We start from the raw sequence: 18,110 nt of genomic DNA on the forward strand, positions 1-18,110 counted from the left end.
TGTCATCTGTTCTCTGTTCTCCGTCAGCCGTCAGCCGTCAGCCGTCAGCCGTCGGCTGTCACCGCGTCGGCTTGGTGATCAGCAGCTCGGTGTTGTGGTCCTGACCGGTCCCGAGCAGGGCGGTGACCCTCCCGTTCGGGTCGTTGTACGACAACTCGCGGTACAGCGCCGCCAGGTTGGCGTCCGAGGTGTTGCCGAAGTCCGTCGCGTACGGCGCGGAGGACTCGATCAGCGTGGTGAACAGCGACAGCGTGCCGTCCCCGTTGTCCGCGATCTCGATGATCCGCCCGTGCTGCGGGTAGTCGATGTGCGAGGCGGTGTTGATCTCCCAGAACGCCCGCTCCGGCACCGCGTGGCCGTGCGCCGTGATCTTGTTCATGTGGGTGTGCCCGTTCACCCAGCCGACCACGTTCGGGTAGCGCTGGAGCAGCGCGACCAGCTCGTTGCCGTCGTGCCGCTTCTCGAAGATGTTGCGCGGGTCCGGCAGCAGGTTGCCCATCGAGCCGCTGGTGTGGTGGCTGAAGACCAGGATCACGTCGTCCGTGCTGCCGCCGGTGACCCGCTTCCCGTCGGCGTCGTACCAGTGCCCGCTGTGGTTCTTCAACTGCTGCTCCAGCCAGCGCAGTTGGGCGGTGCCAAGGGAGCCGTCCGCGAACCCGGCCTGGTTGGTGGTGTCCAGGCTGATGCCGACGACCCGCTCCGAGATCCGGAAGGTGTAGTAGAGCTTGCCGCTGCCCACCATGTCCGAGGTGAAGCCGTGCCCGTACGGACCGGCGCCGGTGACGGCCGGGTCGAGGTGGGCCTTGGCGAACTGCTTGAGCGTGAACGGGTGCCGGCGCTCGTCCGGGGTCACCCGGCGCACCGCCTCGCCGTTCGCGAGCAGCTTGGCGAGCAGCAGGACGGCGCCCGCCGGGTCGCGGCGCAGCGAGTCCATCAGCTGCCCGGCGGTCGCGTCGTCGCAGCCCTCCAGTTTGAGCCCGCCGGTGTAGAGGTCGTTCAGCAGCCCGAAGTCGGGCAGCGAGCCCTCGATGCTGTCGTCGTGGTTGCCGACCGTGGTGTACCAGGGGGTCCTCAGGCCCGGCGCGTCGAAGGGGCGGCCGGCCGCCGACAGGAAGCCGGGCACCTGCGGGAAGCCCTTCGCCTTGTAGACGTCCTGGTAGGCGAGTTCGGGGTTCCAGAAGGCCGCGTTCCCGGAGTTCTGGACGCCCTCGTAGCGGTTCGGGTCGCCGGTGTTCTGGGCCATCCGTCCGCCGCCCATGACGGTCAGGTACCAGTCCAGCTCGGCCAGTTCGTGGTTGTCGGTGTTGTCACCGGTGGCCATCACCAGGCTGAACGGCATCCCGGTGTAGGGGCCGCCGTCGAGCGAGTTGACCCGCTCGACGAGGGACGAGACGCCCCGGGCGTTCAGGGCCTCCTGCGGCCGGTACGCGCTGTCGGTGAGCTTGGCGAGGAACTCGAAGCGCACCGGGGACTCGGTGTCCACCAGGTGCAGGTCGCTGAACTGGACGAAGCTGGCCAGCCCGGTGCGGCGGTCGTCCCGCCCGGAGCCCGGCGCCGCGAGATCCCCGCGCACCACCAGCGGCCACCCCGGCCCGGCCGTCAGCCGCTTGTAGGAGCCGGTGCCGACCGGCGTGGCCACCTGCTCCAGGGTCGTCCCGGCGACCTTGACCGCCCGTGCGGCTGTGGTCGTCAGCGCCTGTTCCCGGGCGGCGGCCGAGGCGAGCTGCGCGCCGCCCAGCGACAGGGCCGACCAGGCGGCGGCCACCGACGTACCGGTCAGGAACGTGCGTCGTCTCATGCCTGCCACGAAGAACCCCCACATGCCGATGCCCGGTCGGGAAGGACGTCCCGTCCACCGGGGCTGAGTGTCATGAACCCGCTGCTGGCGGGCCGCCAGATTACCCACGGGTAGCCGTCGGGTGTTAGACCCGTGCGGAGAACTCTTCGGGAACGGGGGGCGGCCCCCCTTCGCAGGCCGCACACGGGTCGCCGGGCGTGGCCGGGCCTGGCGGGGCGCCGAGTTGAGCGGTGTGCTCGCACAGCAGAAGCTCAGCAATACCGTCCGGTGATGTGAAGATCCAACGCTCATACGGGGTGAGAAACGGACAAAAGTGGCGCCATGGCCGTCCATGATTCTGTCGCCATCTCAACCATGAGATATGGTCTGCCGAGTGACAGGCGACTACCTCACCCGTATCGGCACCCTCATCCGTACCGCTCGCCAGCACCGCGGCTGGTCCCAGGCCCAGCTCGGCGAGGCACTCGGCACCAGCCAGAGCGCGGTCAACCGCATTGAGCAGGGAAAGCAGAACGTCAGCCTTGAGATGATCGCGCGCATCGGCGACGCCCTCAACAGCGAGATCGTCTCCCTCGGCTACTCCGGCCCGATGCATCTGCGGGTCACCGGCGGCACCCGCCTCTCCGGCGCCATCGACGTCCGCAGCAGCAAGAACGCCTGCGTCGCCATCCTCTGCGCCTCGCTGCTGACCACCGGCCGCACCACGATCCGCAGCGTCGCCCGGATCGAGGAGGTGTACCGGATCCTCGAGGTGCTCACCAGCATCGGCGTCAGGAGCCGCTGGCTCAACGACGGCCGCGACCTCGAACTCACCCCGCCGGCCGAGCTCGACCTCGCCGCGATGGACGTCGAGGCCGCCCGCCGCACCCGCAGCGTGCTGATGTTCCTCGGCCCGCTGATGCACCGCGCCGAGCGCTTCGCCATCCCGTACGCCGGCGGCTGCGACCTCGGCACCCGCACCGTCCAGCCGCACCTGACCGCGCTGCGCCGCTTCGGCCTGGAGGTCGCCACCACCGGCGGCGCCTACCACGCCTCGGTCGAGCCCGGCGCCCCGATGGACCGTCCGATCGTGCTGACCGAGCGCGGGGACACCGTCACCGAGAACGCCCTGCTGGCCGCCGCGCGGCACGACGGCGTCAGCGTCATCCGCAACGCCTCGCCCAACTACATGGTCCAGGACCTCTGCTTCTTCCTGGAGGAGCTGGGCGTGAAGATCGAGGGCATCGGCACCACCACCCTCACCGTCCACGGCGTCCCGCAGATCGGCTGCGACGTCGACTACACCCCGGCCGAGGACCCGGTGGAGGCGATGAGCCTGCTCGCCGCCGCCGTGGTCACCTCCTCCGAGCTGACGATCCGCCGGGTGCCGATCGAGTTCCTGGAGATCGAACTCGCGGTGCTGGAGGGCATGGGCCTCGACTACGACCGGACCCCGGAGTACCCGGCCCACAACGGCCACACCCGGCTGGTCGACCTCACCGTGCGCCCCTCCAAGCTGACCGCGCCGATCGACACGATCCACCCGATGCCGTTCCCCGGCATCAACATCGACAACGTGCCGTTCTTCGCCGCCATCGCCGCGGCCGCGCACGGCACCACGATGATCCACGACTGGGTCTACGACAACCGCGCGATCTACCTCACCGAGCTGACCCGGCTGGGCGCCGACGTCAAGCTGCTCGACCCGCACCGCGTCCTGGTCCAGGGGCCGACCCGCTGGCGCGCCGCCGAGATGATGTGCCCGCCCGCGCTGCGCCCGGCCGTGGTCATCCTGCTCGCGATGCTCGCCGCCCAGGGCACCTCGGTGCTGCGCAACGTCTACGTCATCAACCGGGGTTACGAGGACCTCGCCGAGCGGCTCAACTCGATCGGCGCCCAGATCGAGACCTTCCGCGACATCTGACGGTCAGTCGGTCAGTCCGTCCGTCCGTCACCGCGCCGGCCGGTCCGCCCGTCGGCCCGCTTACCGGCCCGCTTACCGCTCCGCCTCGCTGAGGCCGGTCAGCAGAACGGCCACGTCCAACCCGGTGTTCAGGTAGTCCACGAACACCGGGTTGTTCAGTGCCCGGGGCGAACGCCGCTCCCGGATCAGCCGGACCGCCTCGGCCGGTCCGTGCCCGAGGTGGACCAGCGCCTGTGCGGCCACCAGGCCGGAGCGGTTGTAGCCGGAGCGGCAGCGCACCAGCGTCCGCCGGCCCCGGCGCACGGCGGACACGGTGAGCTCCGCCGCCTCCTGGACGGCAAGCAGTTGGTCGGGCGAGAGCGGGGCGTCCGGCACCTCCCGGACGACGTGTTCCACTCCGGCGGCCGGGCCGTGCCCGGGGAGTGTGAACAGGCTGACCACCAGGTCGAACTGCCGCCCGACGACCACCGGTTCCAGCTCGCCGCCGGGCGGGGTGCAGTAGTGCCCGCCCATCCAGAGCCCCGGGAAGACCTCGTTCCAGGGCTCGGACGGCCCGTGGGTGTCCCGTTCCTTCTGGCGGGTGCGCATTCCTGCTCCTTCCGGCCCGCCCGTGCGGCGGGAAGGCCTCCTCGCCGGGGCGGCCCAGGACGTCCAACGACGCTGCGGCGGCGACGGGTTCCCGGCCCGCGCAGGTCATCACCAGGGCGGTCCGCCCGCCTCGACGTCGGCCGTCGTCACCGGGCCGTCGTCACCGGGTCGTCGTCATCGGGTCGGTGTCTCCGGGGCATCGTCACCGGGTCGTCGTCTCCGGGTGGTCGAGGGGCGCCGCCGGTCATCCCACCGGGTCGACGCACCAGGGCAGTTGCTCCAACCACCGCACCGCGCCCGGCACGTCCGGCGCGACCGGCACCCCGCCCGGCACCGGCGGGCGCTCCACCACGACCACGGGCAGGCCGAGTTCACGCGCGGCGGTGAGCTTGGGGGCGGTCGCGGCGCCGCCGCTGTCCTTGGTGACGAGCACGTCGATCCGGTGCCCGCGCAGCAGCGCCCGCTCGCCGTCCAGGGTGAACGGACCCCGGTCCAGCACGACTTCGAGCGATCGGGGCAGCGGCGGCTCGGGCGGGTCGACCGAGCGGGACACGAAGTGCAGCCCGTCCAGCCCGGCGAAGGCGGCGATGCCCTGCCGGCCGGAGCTGAGGAAGACCCGGCGTCCGAAGCCGGGCAGGAGTCCGGCCGCGGCCGCCAGCGAGGGGACGCGGTGCCAGCGGTCCCCGGCGACGGGCGCGAAGCCCGGGCGGCGCAGCACCAGCAGCGGCACCCCGGTGGCAGCGGCCGCGAGGGCGGCGTTGTGCGACATCCCGGCGGCGAACGGGTGGGTGGCGTCCACCACGGCGGCCACGGCCTCGGCGCGCAGCCAGTCGGCCAGCCCGTCCGGGCCGCCGAAGCCGCCGATCCGCACCTCCCCGGCGGGCAGCCGGGGCCGGGCGACCCGCCCGGCCAGCGAACTGGTCACCCGCAGGCCCGGCCGGCCGTCCAACGCGGCGGCCAGCGCCCGTCCCTCCGTCGTCCCGCCGAGGACGAGCACATGGCGCGGGGGCCGGGTCGAGGCGGGCCGCGCCGGGATGGATCGTGCCGGGGTGGGCCGGGTCATGCGCCGCAGGGCTCGTGCGGGCGCTCGCGGTCCGCCGAGTAGAGGTGGCTGTCCCGGAACTGCTCCGCGGCGAGGGTGCGGCCGACGATGATGACGGCGGTGCGCACCACGCCCGCCTCCTTGACCTGCCCGGCGATGTCGGCGAGCGTGCCGCGCAGCACCAGCTCGTCCGGCCGGCTGGCCATCGCGACCACGGCGGCCGGGCAGTCGGCGCCGTACTGCGGGAGCAACTGCTCGACCACGTCGTCCACGTACCCGGCGGCCAGGTGCAGCACCAGCAGGGCGCCGCTGCGGCCGAGGGTGGCGAGGTCCTCGCCCTCGGGCATCGGGGTGGCGCGCTTGGCGATCCGGGTCAGGATGACGGTCTGGCCGACGGTCGGCACGGTCAGCTCCCGCTTCAGCGCGGCCGCGGCGGCGGCGAAGGCGGGCACCCCGGGGACCACCTCGTACGGGACGCCGGCCGCGTCCAGCCGGCGCATCTGCTCGGCGACGGCGGAGAACACCGACGGGTCACCGGAGTGCAGCCGGGCCACGTCCTGGCCCGCCTCGTGCGCGGCGACCAGCTCGGCGACGATCCGGTCCAGGGTGAGCTGGGCGGTGTCGACCAGCCGGGCGCCGGGCGGGCACTCGTCCAGCAGCTCGCGCGGGACGAGGCTGCCGGCGTAGAGGCAGACCTCGGCACGGGCCAGCAGGCGCTGGCCGCGCAGGGTGATCAGGTCGGCGGCGCCCGGGCCGGCGCCGATGAAGTAGACGGTCACGAGGCGTCCTCCTGAGGGGTGACGGGCTTGACGGCGGACCACTGGGTGACCGGCATGGCCTGTCGCCACCCGGTGAAGCCGCCCACCGGTACGGCGTGGGCGACGGCCAGCTTGACCAGCTCCCCGCCGTGCCGCCGGTACCACTGCGCGAGCAGCGCCTCGGACTCCAACGTCACGGTGTTGGCGACGAGTCGGCCGCCCGGGCGCAGCGCGGCCCAGCAACTCTCCAGCAGGCCGGGAGCGGTGAGGCCGCCGCCGATGAACACGGCGTCAGGGGTGGGGAGTTCGGTGAGCGCGGCCGGGGCGCGGCCGGTCACCACCCGGAGCCGGGGCACGCCGAGCCGGGCGGCGTTGCGCTCGATCCGCTCGGCCCGCACCGGGTCGCGCTCGATGCTGACGGCCCGGCAGTCCCGGTGGGCGCGCAGCCACTCGACGGCGATCGAGCCGGAGCCGCCGCCGACGTCCCAGAGCAGTTCGCCGGGGGAGGGGGCGAGGGTGGCGAGGGTGGCGGCGCGGACGTGCCGCTTGGTGAGCTGGCCGTCGCTCTCGTACGCGTCGTCGGGCAGGCCGGGGACGAGCGAGCCGCGCGGACCGTCGCCGAGTTCGACGGCGACGAGGTTCAGCGCCTCGCCGGGCGGGTGCGGCCAGTCCTCGGCGCGGCCGTCGAGCTGCCGTTCCGCGGCGTGGCCGAGCCGCTCCAGCACGCGCAGCCGGGCGGTGCCGAAGCCGTGCTCGGTGAGCAGCGCGGCGACGGTGGCCGGGCTGGTGGCGTCGGCGCTGAGCACCAGCAGGCGGCGGCCGGGGTGCAGGGCGAGCGCGAGGGCGGCCGGCGGGCGGCCGACCAGGCTGACCACCTCGGTCGCCTCCAGCGGCCAGCCGAGCCGGGCACAGGCGTAGGAGACGGAGGACGGGTGCGGCAGGACGCGCAGCCGTTCGGCGCCGACGACCTCGGCGAGGGTCCGGCCGATGCCGAAGAACATCGGGTCGCCGCTGGCCAGCACGGCGAGGCGGCGGCCGGCGTGTTCGGCGAGCAGCCCGGGGACGGCCGGGCGCAGCGGGGACGGCCAGGCGACGCGCTCGGCGCCGACCGCGTCGTGCGGGAGCAGCTCCAGCTGCCGGGGGCCGCCGATGACCACCTGGGCGGACTCCAGCGCGGCCCGGGAGACGGCGGCCAGGCCGGGCCAGCCGTCGGCCCCGATCCCGACGACGGTGATCGGAGGGGGCAGCTCGGGCACCGGGTGGCTCCTCGTGGGTCGTTCCTGCTGGTCGGGGCAGCCTACCTGGCGGTATCAGCCGTCACCCGCCCGCCCTCGACGGGTCCGCGCGCTCCCCGGACCCTTCCCCGGCTCAGTCCCGGCGCGGCGCCTCCCGGGCCGCTCCGCACCAGTCCCCGGAGGCGATCAGCGCCGGCCGTGCCCGCAGCCGGGCCGCGGCCGCCGGTCCGGCGAGGTACACCCATGCCGTGCGCCGTTCGTCCGCCGCCGTCCGCACCACCGCCCGCCGGCGCACGTACAGCCCGGTGCCGTCCGCCCGGCAGTCCTCCAGCCGGTCGAGTGCCGCGAGCGCCCCGGAGTAGGCGTCCGGCCGTACGGTGATCAGCTCGCCGACGATCCGGCGCCCGGGAGCCGGGTCCGGGACCGCGTACGGGAAGCCCGGTCCGTCGTGCAGGGCCGCGCCCTCCAGCACCGCCGGGAGGACCTCGGCGCAGCGCCCGGCCAGGTGGGCGGTGTGGTTGCGGCCGCCGCTGCGCAGCGTGCCGTACACGAAGAACGGCAGGGCCGCCGTGCCGGCCGACGGGTCCTCCTCGGTCGCGGACACGCTTCCGACCTCCTCGCTGGGGGAGCGCCCACGGTACGTCCTGCCGACCGAGGGGTGGAACCCACTGGCGCGCGGGGGCGTCGATGCGCTGTCATATCGGATGTTCGGCCAGCACCGTCCTAGGGGGACACACATGACATCGCCCGCCTCGCCGTCACCGGCAACGACCCCCGGGAGCACTCCCGCCGGCTCCGCGGCCCCCGGCGCGACCACCGCGACCCCGGCCGCCGCCCGCCTCTCCGGCGGGGTCTGGCTGGCCCTCGCGGTGGTCTACGTCGTCTGGGGCTCCACCTACCTCGCGATCCGGATCGCGGTCGAGACGATGCCCTCGTTCTTCTCCGCCGCCGCCCGCTTCCTCACCGCCGGCCTGCTGCTGGTCGGTTACCTGCTGATCCGCCAGGGCCCGGCCGGACTGCGGGTGAGCCGCCGGCAGCTGGCCTCCGCCGCCCTGGTCGGCCTGCTGCTGCTGACCGGCGGCAACGGCCTGGTGGTGCTCGGCGAGACCTCCGTCCCCTCGGGGCTGGCCGCGCTGCTGGTGGCCGCCGTCCCGCTCTGGATGGTCGTGCTGACGGCCTTCGGCGGCGGCGAGCGCCCGAAGCGCCCCGAGCTCGCCGGGGTGCTGCTCGGTCTGGTGGGCCTCGGGGTGCTGTCCGCCCCCGCGATCGGCGGGTCGATCGAGCCGCTCGGGGTGATCCTGATCATCGGCGCCACGCTGAGCTGGGCGGCCGGGTCGTTCGCCAGCAAGAAGGTCCCGATGCCGGGCAACGTGCTCGCCGCGAGCGCCTACCAGATGCTGGCCGGCGGCCTGGCCGACCTGCTGGTCGGGCTGGCCCGCGGCGAGCAGCACGGGCTGGACCTCGGGGCCGTCTCCGGCCGGTCCTGGCTGGCCCTCGGCTACCTGGTGCTGTTCGGGTCGCTGCTCGCCTTCACCGCGTACGCCTGGCTGCTGCGCTCGGCGCCGCTGACCCTGGTCGCCACCTACGCGTACGTGAACCCGGTGGTCGCGGTGCTGCTGGGCTGGCTGATCCTGGCCGAGCCGCTGACCGGTCCGACGCTGGCCGGCGGGGCGATCGTGGTGGTGGGGGTGTGCCTGGTGGTGAGCGTCAGCCGGCGGTCGGGGGGCCGGCGGCCGGGCGGTCCCGGGCGACCCGCCCGGTCGTGGTCCGCCCGGAAGTGAGCGGGACACCGCCGCACGCTCCGGCGGGCCGATCCGGCCGATCCGGCTGACCCGACCGACCCGCCACGGGCGGCCCGGCGCCGCGGCTCACAGCGCGTGCGGCGGCTTCCCCGTCCACCAGTTCCCCGGTGCCTCGGGGTCGCGGCTGGTCCAGTACTCGACGAGCGCGGCGCTGAACTCGGCGGCGGACAGCCGCCCGTCCCCGTCGCGGTCGAGGCGGCGGAAGGCCTCGTCGGCCTCGTCGCGGCAGAGCCCGGCGAAGTGGCCGCGCTGGAAGACGAAGAACTCGCCGGCGTCCACCGTCCCGCTGCGGTCCGTGTCGGCGACGGCCAGGAAGGCCGCGGCCAGGGCGCCCAGGACCTCCCGGGCGGCGTCCGGGTCGTCGGCGAGCGCGGCGGTCGAGGCGATGAACTGCTCGCGGGTGATCGCCTCGGTCCGGGCCCGCCGGCCGGCCAGGTGCAGGTCGTGCCAGATGGTCAGGTAGGCGCGGACGATGACGGCCTCCGCCTCCGAGCCCTCCTGGTGGCCGAGCGAGCGGGCGACCGAGTGGCCCATCAGCACGTGGTCCCGCTCGGTGAGCAGGCCGTCCCCGTCGGCATCGAGGTGGTCGAAACCGTGATTGATCTTGGCGATGAGCAGGTCGTCCGACAAGGCGCCTCCTTCGGTGGTGAGCTCCGCGGCTCAGGTCCCGGTTCCGGCTCAGGTCCCGATTCCGGCCCGGGCCCCGGCGCCGGCACGGATGCCGACGTCGACTCCGACTCCGACCCCGGACTCCGGCGTCCGTCCCGGCCCGCGGCGCGCTGAGCGATGTCACGTCGCCAGCACGCTAACGCCTTGAGCCACGCCCGCGCAGCAGAACGACGGTCGAACAGATGCTCCCTCCGGTCCTGCTCGATCCCCGTCCGACCCGGGCTCAGCCCTCCTGGTGGTCGGCCCAGACGTACGTCACCGGCAGCAGCTCCCGCACCGGCACGGTGCGCGGTCCGGCGCCGTCCGCGACGATGACGCCGGCCTCCGGGAAGTAGTCGAGCAGTACCTGGCGGCAGCGTCCGCAGGGCGGAATCACCCCGCGCCCGCGGTCGCCCACCGCCACCACGGTGGTGAGGTCGTACGCCCCCTGGCCCGCGGCCGCACCGATCAGCACCAGTTCCGCGCACGGGCCGCCGGTGAAGTGGTAGGCGTTCACCGCCGTGATGATCCGACCGTCGGCATTGCGGCCGGCCGCCGCCACGGTGTGGTTGTCGCCGCGCGTGTACCGCCGGGCGACCTCGAGCGCAGCCTCGACGAGCTCGCGGTCGACGGCCGGCGGAGCCTCGGCCCCGCTACCGTCGGCTCCGGGACCGTCAGCTCCGCGACCGTCGGCCTCGCGACCGTCGGCTCCGGGGCCGGTGCCGGACGTCGTCATCGTCACTCCCTCCTGCCCGGACCTCGAATCCGGGCCGCTCCGGGCACGACCGTACCGGCCAGGAGGCGCGGCCCCCCGCCCCGGGCCTCAGTGCACCGCCGCCAGCAGCTCCCGGGTGTACTCGGTGTGCGGCGCGTCGAACAGCCGGTCCCGGTCGGTCGTCTCGACCAGCCGCCCCCGGTGCATGACCGCGACCCGGTCGCAGAAGTGCCGGACCACCGCGAGGTCGTGCGAGACGAACAGGAACGCGACGCCGAGCCGCTCGCGCAGCTCCATCAGCAGGTTGAGCACCTGCGCCTGCACCGACACGTCGAGCGCCGAGACCGGCTCGTCCGCGATGATCAGCCGCGGCTCGGGCGCCAGCGCCCGGGCGATGCCGATCCGTTGGCGCTGCCCGCCGGAGAACTCGTGCGGGTAGCGGTCCAGGTGCCCGGCGGTCAGCCCGACCTGTTCCAACAGCTCGGCCGAGCGCTCCCGCCGCTGCTCCGCCGTCAGCGCGGTGTGCAGGCGCAGCGGGGTGTCGAGGGTCTGGGCGACGGTGCGGCGCGGGTTGAGCGAGGCGTACGGGTCCTGGAACACCAGCTGGATCTCCCGGCTGAGCCGCCGGCGCAGCTCCCGGTCCGGGCGGGTGGCGTCCCGGCCGTCGTACCGGACCCGCCCGCCGGTGGGCCGCTGCAGTCCGGCCAGCACCCGGGAGGTGGTGGACTTGCCGGAGCCGGACTCGCCGACCAGCCCGAGCGACTCGCCGGGCGCGATCCGCAGGCCCACCCCGTCGACGGCCCGTACCGGCTCGGCCCGCAGCGAGGGGAGGCGCCGTCGTCCGGGGAAGTGCACCGAGAGGTCCTCCACCTCGACCAGCCACCCCCCGGGCTGCCGGGCCGCCCCGGGGACGGGTCGGGGTGCGAACACCCGGGTGGGGGACGGGTCGTCGACCGTCGGCAGGGCGGTGCCCGGTACGGAGTCCAGGCGCAGCGCCGCGCCCACCAGCGCGCGGGTGTACGGCCGGCGCGGGGCGGCCAGCAGTTCGGTGGTCGGCGCGGACTCCACCTCGGCCCCGCCGCGCAGCACCAGGGTGCGGTCGGTCGTCCCCGCGACCACCCCGAGGTCGTGGCTGACCAGCAGCACCGCCGTGCCGCGCTCGCGCTGCAACTCGCCCAGCAGGTCCAGGACCTGCCGCTGGACCCGGGCGTCCAGCGCGGTGGTCGGCTCGTCCGCGATGAGCAGCCGGGGTTCGTTGACCAGCGCCATCGCGATCATCACCCGCTGCCGCATCCCGCCGGAGAACTGGTGCGGGTAGTCGCGCAGCCGGGCGGCGGGGATGCCGACCCGGTCGAGCATGGCGGCCGCCCGACGCCGGGCCTCGGCGCGCCCGGCCTCCGGGTGGTGCAGCCGGTACATCTCGGCGAGTTGGGCGCCGACACCGTGGAAGGGGCTGAGCGAGGTGAGCGCGTCCTGGAAGACCAGGGCCGCCGAACCGCCCTGCACCCGGCGCAGCACCGACTCCCCGGCGCCCACCAACTCCTGTCCGCCGAGGCGGATCGAGCCGCTGACGGTGGTGGTCCGCGGGTCGTGCAGGCCGAGGACGGCCAGTCCGACGGTGGACTTCCCGGAGCCCGACTCGCCCACCAGGCCCAGGACTTCACCCGCCGCGAGGTCGAAGGACAGGCCCCGGACGGCGGTCACCGGCCCGCCGCCGCGCGGATCGGCGAACTCGACCGTGAGGTCCCGCACGCTGAGCACCGGCTCGGCCTCCACCGTACGACCACCCCGGGAATCAAGAGACTTCATCGAATCGGCTCCCCTCAGTTCAGCCGGATGCGCGGGTCGAGCCAGGCCACCGCCAGGTCCGCCAGCGCGACGAACAGCACCACGAAGCAGGCGGCCAGCAGCACCGTGCCGACCACGGCCGGCAGGTCCTGCCCGGACACCGCCTCGGCGGCGAACCGCCCGACCCCGTTCAGCCCGAAGACCGTCTCGGTGATCACCGCCCCGCCCAGCAGCACCCCGGCCTCCAGGCCGAGCAGCTGCACCAGCGGCCCGGCGGCGCCGCGCGAGGTGTACTTCAGGTGGGCGCGCAGCCGTCCCAGCCCCTTGGCGCGGGCCGTCCGGACGTACTCCTCGTCCATCGTCTCCAGCAACTGGGAGCGCGAAAGCCGGGCGAAGACCGCCGAGTTGACGAAGCCGAGGACGAGCCAGGGGAGCAGCATCCCGCCCGCCCAGGCGGCCGGGTCCTCGCCCGGCGGGGTGTAGGAGGGCAGTGGCAGCAGGCCCGTCGAGTACACCAGCGCCCACTGGGCGATGTACCCGAGGAAGTAGATCTGGACGCTCGCGCCGACCAGGGTGAAACCGGACAGCAGCCGGTCGGTGCGGCGGCCGTGCCGCAGCGCCGAGACGAATCCGGTGCCCAGACCGAGCACCAGCAGGACGGCGAGCGCCCCGGCGGTCAGCGAGAAGGTGACCGGCAGGTGGTCGGCCAGCGCCTCCGTGACGGGCTGGTGCAGCCGGTAGGAGTACCCGAGGCAGGGGGCGGCGCAGTGGATGACCGTGCCGTCCACGTCGCTGATGTCCCGCCCGGCCACGACGCCGACCAGGTAGTCGGTGTACTGGGCGAGCAGCGGCTGGTCCAGGCCCATGCTCTGGCGCACCGCGGCGATCTGCCCGCTGTCGCAGCGCGGGCCGCAGGCGGCCCGGGCCGGGTCGGCGGGCGCGGCGTAGAACAGGGCGAAGGCGGCGGCGGAGACCGCGACCAGGACGGCGAGCGCCTGGAGGGTCCGCCGCAGGGCGAAGGAGAGCATGGCCGATCCGGGGTCGACGGGACGGAGGAGGGAACGGAAGGCGGGACGGCGGGAGAGGGGGCCGAGGCGGCGGGGTCCGGATCGAGCGGAACCGGTCCCCGCCGCCTCGGGCTCCGGCGTCAGGACTTCAGGTACAGCCAGGTCAGCCCGACCGCCCCGTAGATCGGGTGGATGAACGCCCCGCCGACGTTGCTGCCGCGCAACTGGTTGGTGGTCGGGTAGGCGAGGGGCAGCACCGGCAGGTCCTTCATCACGGTCTGCTCCAGCGCGTACAGCTCCTTGGCCTTCGCGCGCGGCTCGCCGATCTGGTTGATCCGGTCGATCTCCTTGTCCACCTCCGGGTTGCGGTAGCGCGCCGAGTTGACGTCGCTGCCGGCCCGGCCGTCGAAGGAGAACGGGATCAGGGTGGACGGGGTCGGCCAGTCGACCGAACTGGTCTCCTCGAACAGGTCGTACGGCGAGTCGGCGCGGTGCACCTCGTCCAGGAAGGCCTTGGGGTCGATCGGCTTGGGCACCACGGTGAGGCCCGCCTTGGCGAAGCCGTCCACCAGGACCTGGGCGACCCGCTGCCCGTTCGGGGTGTTCTTGTAGGCGTAGGTCAGGCTCGACGGCGCCTGCTTGGCCTTGGCGAGCTCGGCCTTGGCGGCCTCCGGGTCACCCTCGGGCCTGGCCGGGTAGAGGTCGTACTTCTGCCAGTCGATCAGCGCGGGCGAGCTGAGCGTGGTGGCCGACTCACCGATCCGGGAGCCGCCCTGCACCTGCCGGGCCTGCTGGCGCGGGTAGGCCAGGTTGAGCGCCTTGCGCACCTCGAGGTCCGGCACCCGCTCGTTGTTGACCACCAGCTGGGTGACGAACGCGCCCTGGCGGCCGGAGACGACGAGCTCCTTGGCCTTCGGGTCGGTGTCGGCGGCCTGGTACAGCTCGGGGGAGAGGGTGTCACTGGCGGTGGTGGCGTCGGCGCCGCCGTCGCGCCCGGAGAGGATCTGCTGGTTGAGGTTGAGCGCCTCCTTGCCGTACGTGAACACGAACTTGTCCGGGTACTGGTTGCGGACGGGGTCGGTCTCCGCCTTCCAGGCCGGGTTGCGCTCCAGCACCATCCGGGTGTTCTGGACGTGCTCGACGATCCGGTACGGGCCGGTGGCGAACGGCAGCCGGTCGTAGTCCGTCCCGGTGTCCTTGTCCCGGCGCACGGGCGAGGACGAGGACTGCGCGGCCATGTACGGGACGTCCGCCTGCGGCTGCGGGAAGTGGAACACGAGGGTGCGCTCGTCCGGAGTCTCGATCGCGTCGAGGTCGCCGGACTGCGGCCCGGCGTACTTGGCCCGCGCCGCCTCGTAGTCCGGCGCGCCGGTGAGCCACTGCGGCCAGTACGGCGGGCCGACCTCGTAGCCCTTGCCGAAGGTGCGCTCGATGCCGTACTTGACGTCCTGGGCGGTGATCGGCTTGCCGTCCTCCCAGGCCACACCCTCCTTGAGCCGGTACGTCCAGGTGCGCCCGCCGTCGGCCGGGGTGCCGGTGTCGGTCGCCAGGTCGCCGACCAACTTCGCCTTGCCGTCGACGATCTGATACTGCGTCAGCTGGCGGCCCCAGAGTAGCGAGGCGTTGTAGGCGGCGCCCGCGTAGACCTTCTGCGGGTCCAGGTGGCGGAACTCGACGCTGTTGTACACGTTCACCGTGCCGCCCGGGCGGGCGCCGGGAACGGCCGGGGCGGGGCCGGCGCTGTCCTTCTCGGTGCCGAGCGCGGCGGTCAGCGGGGAGGTCTCCTTGGCCGGGGCGCCGCCCGCGGCGGAGCCGGTGCTGCCCGCGCCGGCCGAGCAGGAGGTCGCCAGCAGGGCGGTGGCGATGACGGCGAGCGACGGTCTGGTCCAGCGCATGGCGAATCCCTCGGGGTTGATCGGGGCGATCGAGTGGGCGAACGGGCGGAATGCAGGGGTCAGCGGCCGCGGCGCGGGTCCAGCGCGTCCCGGACGGCGTCGCCGAGCAGGTTGAAGGCGAGCACGAAGAGCAGCAGTGCCGCGCCGGGGAAGACCAGATAGGTCGGGTCGGCCTGGAACACCTCCGAGCCGCGGGCGATCATCCGGCCCCAGTCGGGCACCGGCTCGGTGACGCCGACGCCGAGGAAGGACAGCGCGGCCTCGGAGGCGACGAAGGTGGGCACCGCCATGGTGGCGTGCACCAGCAACTGGGACCGGACGTTCGGGAGCAGTTCGTGGACGACGACGTGGAACCGGCTCGCCCCCTGCGCCCGGGCGGACTGCACGAAATCCCTTTCCCGGAGCGACCGGACGGTGGCCCGGAGGGAAAGCGCCAGCGGAATCCAGCCGAACGCGGAGAAAACCAGGATCAGCACCAGGAACTGCATCCACTCCGGTTCCGCGCCGCCCGGATCGACCAGTCGGGACTGGATCACCGGGCTCAGCGCGAGCAGCAGGAGCAGCGTCGGAAAGGCCAGCAGCACATTGGCGAGAAAGCCGAACAACCGGTCCGCGATTCCGCCGAGATAACCGACCGCGACCCCGGCCAGCACGCCCAGCGTGGTGGTCACGGCGGCCGCGGCGAGGGCGATCAGCAGCGAGGTGCGGATGCCGTACAGCAACTGGGTCAGCACGTCCCGACCGAGGCCCGGCTCCAGGCCGAACCAGAACTCGCCGGAGATCCCGCCGTTCGGCAGCATCGGCAGGCCACCGTCGCTGAGCAGGCCGGGAGCGTTCTGGCCGTAGTGCTCGACCGGGTTCTTCCCGTACAGGGCGGCGATCAGCGGGGCGGCCAGGGCGAGCACCAGGAACAGCAGCACGACGACCGCCGCGACGGCACCGACCCGGTCGTGCACGATCCGGCGCAGCAGGCTCGGAGCGGCGGGCCCGGAGGCCCGGCCGGAAACTGCGACTGTGTCGACCGCTGCCATGAGAGGCGTACTCCCCGAATTTCTCCGCCGCCCCGTGGGTGAGGGTGCGCTGGTGGGCATTTCCGAAGCGGCCCCCGGGGTTTCCGGGCGGCCGTTCGAGCCACATCAGACCGGATGCGTCCGAGGTTCCGCAAATCACCGGAAGACGCCCCGGCGGAATTCCTGCCGGACTGTTTCGGGAATTGTGGCGGCTTCATTTCCCTGCAACACGGCCGTTGCAGAAGAACGGACATAACCGCCTGAACCGGGCGGCCCGTTCCGCATTCTGAGACCTCCGCCACAGTCCCCGCGGTGTTGGTACGATCCCGGTGGACCGCGACTGGCGCGTAGGGATGGAATCGACCATCGGGAAGCGGTCCCGTGAATCCTCACGTCTGTTGCCGAGCGCCTGGGCCATCCGCATCCCCGTCAGGAGACCGCCATGGCCCCGTCCGACCGGACGCCCCACACCGCAGCCGCGCCCGCGGCCGACACCGCCTTCCGCAGCGCCCTGGACGTCGTGGCCGGCGTCGAGCCGCGGATCGCCGCCGCCATCGGCCGGGAGCTGGAGGACCAGCGCGCCTCGCTCAAGCTGATCGCCAGCGAGAACTACGCCTCCCCGGCCGTGCTGCTCGCCATGGGCAACTGGCTCAGCGACAAGTACGCCGAGGGCACCGTCGGCCGCCGCTTCTACGCCGGCTGCCGCAACGTCGACACCGTCGAGGCGATCGCCGCCGAGCACGCCCGCGAGCTGTTCGGCGCCCAACACGCCTACGTCCAGCCGCACTCGGGCATCGACGCCAACCTGACCGCCTTCTGGGCGGTGCTGTCCCAGCGGGTCGAGAGCCCGGCCCTGGAGCGCGCCGCGGTGCGCAACGTCAACGACCTCACCGAGCAGGACTGGGCCGAACTGCGCCAGGAGCTCGGCAACCAGCGCATGCTCGGCATGTCCCTGGACACCGGCGGCCACCTCACCCACGGCTTCCGGCCCAACATCTCGGGCAAGATGTTCGAGCAGCGCAGCTACGGCACCGACCCGGTGACCGGCCTGATCGACTACGACGCGCTGCGCGAGACCGCCCGCGAGTTCCGCCCGCTGATCCTGGTGGCCGGCTACTCCGCCTACCCGCGCCTGGTGGACTTCCGCCGGATGCGGGAGATCGCGGACGAGGTCGGCGCGACCCTCATGGTCGACATGGCACACTTCGCCGGCCTGGTCGCGGGCAAGGTGCTGACCGGCGACCACGACCCGGTGCCGCACGCCCACATCGTCACCACGACCACCCACAAGTCCCTGCGCGGGCCGCGCGGCGGCATGGTGCTCAGCACCACCGAGCTGGCCGAACACGTCGACCGCGGCTGCCCGTTGGTGCTCGGCGGCCCGCTCTCGCACGTGATGGCCGCCAAGGCCGTCGCGCTCGCCGAGGCCCGCCGGCCGGAGTTCCAGGCCTACGCCCGTGCCGTCGTCGACAACGCCCGGGCGCTCGCCGAGGGCCTGCTGCGCCGCGGCGGCACGCTGGTCACCGGCGGCACCGACAACCACCTGGTGCTCGCCGACGTCTCCGGCTACGGCCTGACGGGCCGTCAGGCCGAGGCGGCGCTGCTCGACTCGGGCATCGTCACCAACCGCAACTCCGTCCCGCAGGACCCGAACGGCGCCTGGTACACCTCCGGCGTGCGCCTCGGCACCCCGGCGCTCACCACGCGCGGCCTGGGCGCGGGCGAGATGGACGAGATCGCGGCCCTGATCGACACAGTGCTGCGCGGCACCACCCCGACCGCCGCCGCCAACGGCGCCCCGTCCAAGGCGAACTACGCCCTGGACGAGGCCCTCCGCGACGGCGTCGCCAAGCGCGCCGCCGACCTCCTCGCGCCCTTCCCGCTCTACCCGGGCGTCGACCTGGTCTGACCCGGGCCGAGC

15 protein-coding genes and 1 riboswitch are annotated in these 18,110 nt (G+C 73.6%); of the genes, 3 read left to right on the forward strand and 12 right to left on the reverse strand.

Annotated elements, in window-relative coordinates; all coding sequences use genetic code 11:
• Positions 1 to 58: 58 nt before the first annotated feature.
• Positions 59 to 1,798, reverse strand: coding sequence for a TIGR03767 family metallophosphoesterase (locus AB0O91_RS20190; RefSeq protein ID WP_363434897.1), 1,740 nt, complete (start codon positions 1,796 to 1,798; stop codon positions 59 to 61).
• A 373-nt stretch (positions 1,799 to 2,171) separates the two neighbouring features.
• On the opposite strand from AB0O91_RS20190, the gene AB0O91_RS20195 reads away from it, so the two are divergent.
• Positions 2,172 to 3,701 (forward strand): UDP-N-acetylglucosamine 1-carboxyvinyltransferase, encoded by a 1,530-nt coding sequence (locus AB0O91_RS20195; protein ID WP_363434900.1) that lies wholly within the window; start codon positions 2,172 to 2,174, stop codon positions 3,699 to 3,701.
• A 72-nt stretch (positions 3,702 to 3,773) separates the two neighbouring features.
• On the opposite strand, the gene AB0O91_RS20200 is transcribed toward AB0O91_RS20195, so the two are convergent.
• The 5 genes from AB0O91_RS20200 to AB0O91_RS20220 all read right to left on the reverse strand — a co-directional run bounded on the left by AB0O91_RS20200 (position 3,774) and on the right by AB0O91_RS20220 (position 7,928).
• Complete coding sequence (locus tag AB0O91_RS20200) at positions 3,774 to 4,289, reverse strand: protein phosphatase (RefSeq protein ID WP_363434902.1); 516 nt, start codon at positions 4,287 to 4,289, stop codon at positions 3,774 to 3,776.
• A 244-nt stretch (positions 4,290 to 4,533) separates the two neighbouring features.
• Positions 4,534 to 5,352 carry a cobalt-precorrin-6A reductase gene (locus AB0O91_RS20205; protein WP_363434904.1) on the reverse strand — a complete coding sequence of 273 codons (819 nt, stop codon included), beginning with the start codon at positions 5,350 to 5,352 and terminating at the stop codon, positions 4,534 to 4,536.
• A complete protein-coding gene (cobM, locus tag AB0O91_RS20210; RefSeq protein WP_363434906.1) occupies positions 5,349 to 6,110 on the reverse strand; it encodes a precorrin-4 C(11)-methyltransferase in 762 nt (253 codons plus the stop codon). The genes AB0O91_RS20205 and cobM overlap by 4 nt, the downstream gene beginning before the upstream one ends.
• Positions 6,107 to 7,345: a precorrin-6y C5,15-methyltransferase (decarboxylating) subunit CbiE gene (gene cbiE, locus AB0O91_RS20215; RefSeq protein WP_363434909.1), complete on the reverse strand. Its 1,239-nt coding sequence runs from the start codon at positions 7,343 to 7,345 to the stop codon at positions 6,107 to 6,109. Before cbiE ends, cobM begins: the two co-directional genes overlap by 4 nt.
• A 112-nt stretch (positions 7,346 to 7,457) precedes the next feature.
• Positions 7,458 to 7,928 (reverse strand): gamma-glutamylcyclotransferase family protein, encoded by a 471-nt coding sequence (locus AB0O91_RS20220; protein ID WP_363434912.1) that lies wholly within the window; start codon positions 7,926 to 7,928, stop codon positions 7,458 to 7,460.
• A gap of 133 nt (positions 7,929 to 8,061) precedes the next feature.
• On the opposite strand from AB0O91_RS20220, the gene AB0O91_RS20225 reads away from it, so the two are divergent.
• Entirely contained in the window at positions 8,062 to 9,105 is a 1,044-nt protein-coding gene (locus AB0O91_RS20225; RefSeq protein WP_363434915.1) for an EamA family transporter, read from the forward strand.
• An 87-nt stretch (positions 9,106 to 9,192) separates the two neighbouring features.
• Here the strand turns inward: AB0O91_RS20225 and AB0O91_RS20230 are convergent, their stop codons facing one another.
• From AB0O91_RS20230 to AB0O91_RS20255, 6 genes are all read right to left on the reverse strand, one after another.
• A complete protein-coding gene (locus tag AB0O91_RS20230; protein ID WP_363434918.1) occupies positions 9,193 to 9,756 on the reverse strand; it encodes an EF-hand domain-containing protein in 564 nt (187 codons plus the stop codon).
• Positions 9,757 to 10,018: 262 nt separating this feature from the next.
• Positions 10,019 to 10,510 (reverse strand): cytidine deaminase, encoded by a 492-nt coding sequence (locus AB0O91_RS20235; protein ID WP_363434921.1) that lies wholly within the window; start codon positions 10,508 to 10,510, stop codon positions 10,019 to 10,021.
• 87 nt (positions 10,511 to 10,597) lie between these two features.
• Entirely contained in the window at positions 10,598 to 12,298 is a 1,701-nt protein-coding gene (locus tag AB0O91_RS20240; RefSeq protein WP_363434924.1) for an ABC transporter ATP-binding protein, read from the reverse strand.
• Between the two features lie 14 nt (positions 12,299 to 12,312).
• Positions 12,313 to 13,305 carry an ABC transporter permease gene (locus tag AB0O91_RS20245; protein WP_363434926.1) on the reverse strand — a complete coding sequence of 331 codons (993 nt, stop codon included), beginning with the start codon at positions 13,303 to 13,305 and terminating at the stop codon, positions 12,313 to 12,315.
• 119 nt (positions 13,306 to 13,424) lie between these two features.
• Positions 13,425 to 15,179: an ABC transporter substrate-binding protein gene (locus tag AB0O91_RS20250; RefSeq protein ID WP_363434929.1), complete on the reverse strand. Its 1,755-nt coding sequence runs from the start codon at positions 15,177 to 15,179 to the stop codon at positions 13,425 to 13,427.
• 59 nt (positions 15,180 to 15,238) lie between these two features.
• Positions 15,239 to 16,210: an ABC transporter permease gene (locus AB0O91_RS20255; RefSeq protein ID WP_363434932.1), complete on the reverse strand. Its 972-nt coding sequence runs from the start codon at positions 16,208 to 16,210 to the stop codon at positions 15,239 to 15,241.
• Between the two features lie 305 nt (positions 16,211 to 16,515).
• Positions 16,516 to 16,611: riboswitch (ZMP/ZTP riboswitch) on the forward strand.
• 20 nt (positions 16,612 to 16,631) lie between these two features.
• Between AB0O91_RS20255 and AB0O91_RS20260 the strand changes: the two genes are divergently transcribed.
• A complete protein-coding gene (locus AB0O91_RS20260; RefSeq protein WP_363434935.1) occupies positions 16,632 to 18,098 on the forward strand; it encodes a glycine hydroxymethyltransferase in 1,467 nt (488 codons plus the stop codon).
• Positions 18,099 to 18,110 lie beyond the last annotated feature (12 nt).

It is taken from the genome of Kitasatospora sp. NPDC089797 (assembly GCF_040684795.1).
Lineage (GTDB): Bacteria > Actinomycetota > Actinomycetes > Streptomycetales > Streptomycetaceae > Kitasatospora.

Coding starts and splice junctions, on each gene's coding strand:
- AB0O91_RS20190 (WP_363434897.1), bottom strand. CDS start 1,798: ATGAGACGACGCACGTTCCTGACCGGTACGTCGGTGGCCGCCGCCTGG.
- AB0O91_RS20200 (WP_363434902.1), bottom strand. CDS start 4,289: ATGCGCACCCGCCAGAAGGAACGGGACACCCACGGGCCGTCCGAGCCC.
- AB0O91_RS20205 (WP_363434904.1), bottom strand. CDS start 5,352: ATGACCCGGCCCACCCCGGCACGATCCATCCCGGCGCGGCCCGCCTCG.
- AB0O91_RS20225 (WP_363434915.1), top strand. CDS start 8,062: ATGACATCGCCCGCCTCGCCGTCACCGGCAACGACCCCCGGGAGCACT.
- AB0O91_RS20235 (WP_363434921.1), bottom strand. CDS start 10,510: ATGACGACGTCCGGCACCGGCCCCGGAGCCGACGGTCGCGAGGCCGAC.
- AB0O91_RS20240 (WP_363434924.1), bottom strand. CDS start 12,298: ATGAAGTCTCTTGATTCCCGGGGTGGTCGTACGGTGGAGGCCGAGCCG.
- AB0O91_RS20245 (WP_363434926.1), bottom strand. CDS start 13,305: ATGCTCTCCTTCGCCCTGCGGCGGACCCTCCAGGCGCTCGCCGTCCTG.
- AB0O91_RS20250 (WP_363434929.1), bottom strand. CDS start 15,179: ATGCGCTGGACCAGACCGTCGCTCGCCGTCATCGCCACCGCCCTGCTG.
- AB0O91_RS20255 (WP_363434932.1), bottom strand. CDS start 16,210: ATGGCAGCGGTCGACACAGTCGCAGTTTCCGGCCGGGCCTCCGGGCCC.
- AB0O91_RS20260 (WP_363434935.1), top strand. CDS start 16,632: ATGGCCCCGTCCGACCGGACGCCCCACACCGCAGCCGCGCCCGCGGCC.